At 65.0% G+C, this 3,339-nt stretch carries 4 protein-coding genes; all 4 read right to left on the bottom strand.

Features of this window, described 5'->3' with window-relative positions:
* The coding region (locus tag B2W70_RS03090; RefSeq protein WP_286742743.1) for an SDR family NAD(P)-dependent oxidoreductase at window positions 1-463 on the bottom strand (463 nt) is incomplete at its 3' end.
* Between the two features lie 11 nt (window positions 464-474).
* Window positions 475-1,413 carry an ACP S-malonyltransferase gene (fabD, locus tag B2W70_RS03085; RefSeq protein WP_286742740.1) on the bottom strand — a complete coding sequence of 313 codons (939 nt, stop codon included), beginning with the start codon at window positions 1,411-1,413 and terminating at the stop codon, window positions 475-477.
* A 55-nt stretch (window positions 1,414-1,468) separates the two neighbouring features.
* Window positions 1,469-2,536 carry a beta-ketoacyl-ACP synthase III gene (locus tag B2W70_RS03080; RefSeq protein ID WP_286742737.1) on the bottom strand — a complete coding sequence of 356 codons (1,068 nt, stop codon included), beginning with the start codon at window positions 2,534-2,536 and terminating at the stop codon, window positions 1,469-1,471.
* A gap of 11 nt (window positions 2,537-2,547) precedes the next feature.
* Window positions 2,548-3,339 (bottom strand): phosphate acyltransferase PlsX (gene plsX, locus B2W70_RS03075; protein WP_286742735.1); only part of this gene is annotated, 792 nt, incomplete at its 5' end.

The raw sequence follows: 3,339 nt of genomic DNA, 5'->3' as shown, positions 1-3,339 counted from the left end.
AGTTGGCCTGCCCCGGGTTGCCGGCGGCGCCCACCACGGAGGTGATGCTGATGATGCGGCCGTGGCGCTGCTTCATCATGGGACGCATGACGGCTCGGCTCATGCGGAAGACGGCCTTGAGGTTGGTGTCGAGCACCGCGTCCCAGTCTTCGTCCTTCAGGCGCATGGCCAGCATGTCCCGGGTGATGCCCGCGTTGTTGACCAGCACGTGCAAAGCACCATGCTCTTTGATGATGGCATCCACCGCTGCGTCGACACCCGCGGCGTCGGTCACGTTCAGGACAATGCCCTTGCATCCCTCGAACGCAGACAGGCCTTCGGAAATGGCCTGCGCGCCCGATTCGGACGTGGCGGTGCCGATGACCTTCAAGCCGCGTTGGGCCAGCGCGACAGCGATGGCTCGGCCAATGCCACGGCTGGCGCCGGTGACCAGGGCCACTTGACCTTTGAATTCGTTGCTCATGGTTTTGCTCCTCAGGCCAGCAGGGCCTTGACTTCGGTCAGAGAGGTCGGATCCAGCACACAGCCGGTGACCAGTTCGGCGTCGATGCGCTTGACCATGCCCGACAAAACCTTGCCGGGACCACACTCGATGACGTGGGTCAGGCCACGGCCCTTGAGGGCCTGCACAGACTCGACCCAGCGCACCGGGCCAAAAGCCTGGCGGTACAGCGCGTCGCGAATGGCGTCCGGATCAGCTGCCACGACCACGTCGATGTTGTTGATCACGGCGATGGAGGGCACGGCGAACGCCGTGGCGGCGAGCTTTTCCTTGAGGCGCTCGGCGGCCGGCTTCATCAGGCTGGAGTGGAACGGGGCCGACACGGGCAGCGGCAGCGCGCGTTTGGCGCCGGCGGCCTTGAGCACTTCACAGGCCTTCTCGACCGCGGCCTTGGTACCAGCGATCACGGTCTGCTTCGGGTCATTGAAGTTGACGGCTTCGACGGCTTCACCCGTGAGCGCAGCGGCCTCGGCACAACCCGCCTTCACGCCCTCGGCATCCATGCCCAGGATGGCCGCCATGCCACCGGCACCCACGGGCACCGCCTCTTGCATGGCCTGGGCGCGGAACCTCACCAAAGGCAGTGCGTCCTTGAGCGTCAGCGCCCCAGCGGCCACGAGTGCAGCGTACTCGCCCAGCGAGTGCCCCGCCACGGCCGCTGGCATCAGGCCGGTGTCTGCCAGCCAGGCGCGCCAGCATGCCACGCCAGCGGTCAGCATCACGGGCTGGGTGTTGGTGGTCAGGTCCAGGGCCTCTTTCGGGCCTTCGGCGATCAGCCTGGCGATGTCTTCACCCAGGGCGTCAGAGGCTTCGGCGAGGGTGGCCCGCACAGCGGGGTGGTCTCCCCAGGCGTTGAGCATGCCCATGGACTGAGAGCCCTGACCCGGAAAAACAAATGCGAAAGCTGTCATGTCTGGTTGTCCAAATCGTTGTTGTTGGAGGCGTGGCGTCCAGGTCGCAGGCGCGTCAGTAGTCGACGAGCACGGCACCCCACGTGAAGCCACCCCCGACGCCTTCGAGCATCAGGGTCTGGCCCCGCTGGACCTGGCCGCTGCGAACACCATGGTCCAACGCCAGCGGGATGGACGCCGCCGACGTGTTGCCATGCTGGTCCACCGTGACCACGATCCTGTCATAGGGAAGTTTCAATTTCTTGGCAGTGCCCTGCATGATGCGCAGGTTCGCCTGGTGCGGGATCAACCAGTCGATGCACGAGGCATCGCGCCCCGCAGCATCAAGCACCTCATGGGCGGCTTTGTCGAGCACGCTCACGGCCAATTTGAACACCGCCTGCCCATCCATCTTCAAGGTGGCATCACCCAGGATGCGGCCACCACTGACATGGCCCGGCACGTTGAGCAACCCCACGTGCTGGCCATCGGCATGCAGACAGGATGCGACGATGCCGGGCTGGTCGGAGGCTTCGAGCACCACGGCCCCTGCCCCATCGCCGAACAGCACGCAGGTGGTTCGATCGCTGAAGTCAAGCAGGCGGGAGAACACCTCGGCGCCAATGACCAACGCACGGCGGGCAACGCCGCTGCGGATCATCGAGTCCGCCACGGTGAGCGCGTAGATGAAGCCAGAGCAAACCGCCTGCACGTCGAAAGCCGGGCAGCCAGAGATGCCCAGGTCACGCTGGATGAGGCAGGCTGTCGAGGGAAAGACCATGTCCGGCGTGGACGTGGCGCAAACGATCAGGTCGATGTCCGAGGCTTTGCAGCCTGCGGCTTCGATCGCTCGCAAGCTCGCCTGCAGACCCAGTTGGCTGGAGGTGACATCGGGCTCGGCGAAGTGCCTGGCCTGGATGCCCGTTCGCTCAACGATCCATTCGTCGGAGGTGTCGAGGCCATCGCGCGCCAGGCGCTCGACCAGCTCCTGATTGGGCACCCGATGCGGGGGCAGGAAGCTGCCGGTGCCGGCAATGCGAGAGAACTTGCTGAGGGGGGAGGCGCCCTTGTGAGGCGCCAGGTTTGCAGCCCGGGTAGAGGCTTGCAGGGGGTCTGGCTGGTGTGCCGTCAGTCTGTCTGACATTAATGAGGGGATCAGGCGGCGCGACCCACATCCTCCGAGGAGCCGGCTTCCACAAGGGTGGGCAGGCTGGCCACGGTGGCTGCGATCTGGTCGTGAACCCGGTCCAGCAGTCGATGACGGGCCGCATCATAAGCGCGATTGAGCGCCACTTCGAAGGCCAGCTTGTCCGAAGATCCGTGACTCTTGAAGACCAGGCCACGCAAGCCCAGCAAGGCCGCACCGCTGTAGCGGCGGTGGTCAACCCGGTTTTTGAAGCGATTTAGCACCGGCATCGCGAACAAAGCCACCAGTTTGGTGACGATGTTGCGCGTGAACTCTTGCTTGATGAAGGCGGCGAACATGCTGGCCAGGCCTTCGGCGGTCTTGAGGGCCACGTTGCCGACGAAGCCGTCGCACACCACGATGTCCGAAGTGCCCTTGAAAATGTCATTGCCCTCGACGTTGCCATGGAACTGGATGAGTCCCTGGTCGTGGGCGCGGCGCAGCAGTTCACCGGCGCGCTTGATCACTTCGCTGCCCTTGATGACTTCTTCACCGATGTTGAGCAGACCGACGCTGGGGTTGGACTTGCCATCGACGGCCGACACCAGGGCCGAGCCCATGACGGCGAACTGAAGCAGGTGCTCGGCCGTGCAATCGACGTTGGCGCCCAGGTCGAGCACGGTGGTGAAGCCGTCTTTCTGGTTGGGCATGACGGTGGCGAGCGCCGGGCGGTCGATGCCTTCCAGGGTTTTGAGCAGGTAGCGCGCCAGCGCCATCAGGGCGCCGGTGTTTCCCGCCGAGACGCAAGCGTGGGCCGAGGC

The sequence above is a fragment of the Aquabacterium sp. UBA2148 genome, from assembly GCF_002328915.1.
Lineage (GTDB): Bacteria > Pseudomonadota > Gammaproteobacteria > Burkholderiales > Burkholderiaceae_C > Aquabacterium > Aquabacterium parvum.
Note: the sequence above shows the minus strand (reverse complement) of the source record. Positions and strands in the feature narration are given on the sequence as shown.

Bases quoted from the DNA above. Each gene is read 5' to 3' on its own strand.
- B2W70_RS03080 (WP_286742737.1), bottom strand. From the start codon at position 2,536: ATGTCAGACAGACTGACGGCACACCAGCCAGACCCCCTGCAAGCCTCT.
- fabD (WP_286742740.1), bottom strand. From the start codon at position 1,413: ATGACAGCTTTCGCATTTGTTTTTCCGGGTCAGGGCTCTCAGTCCATG.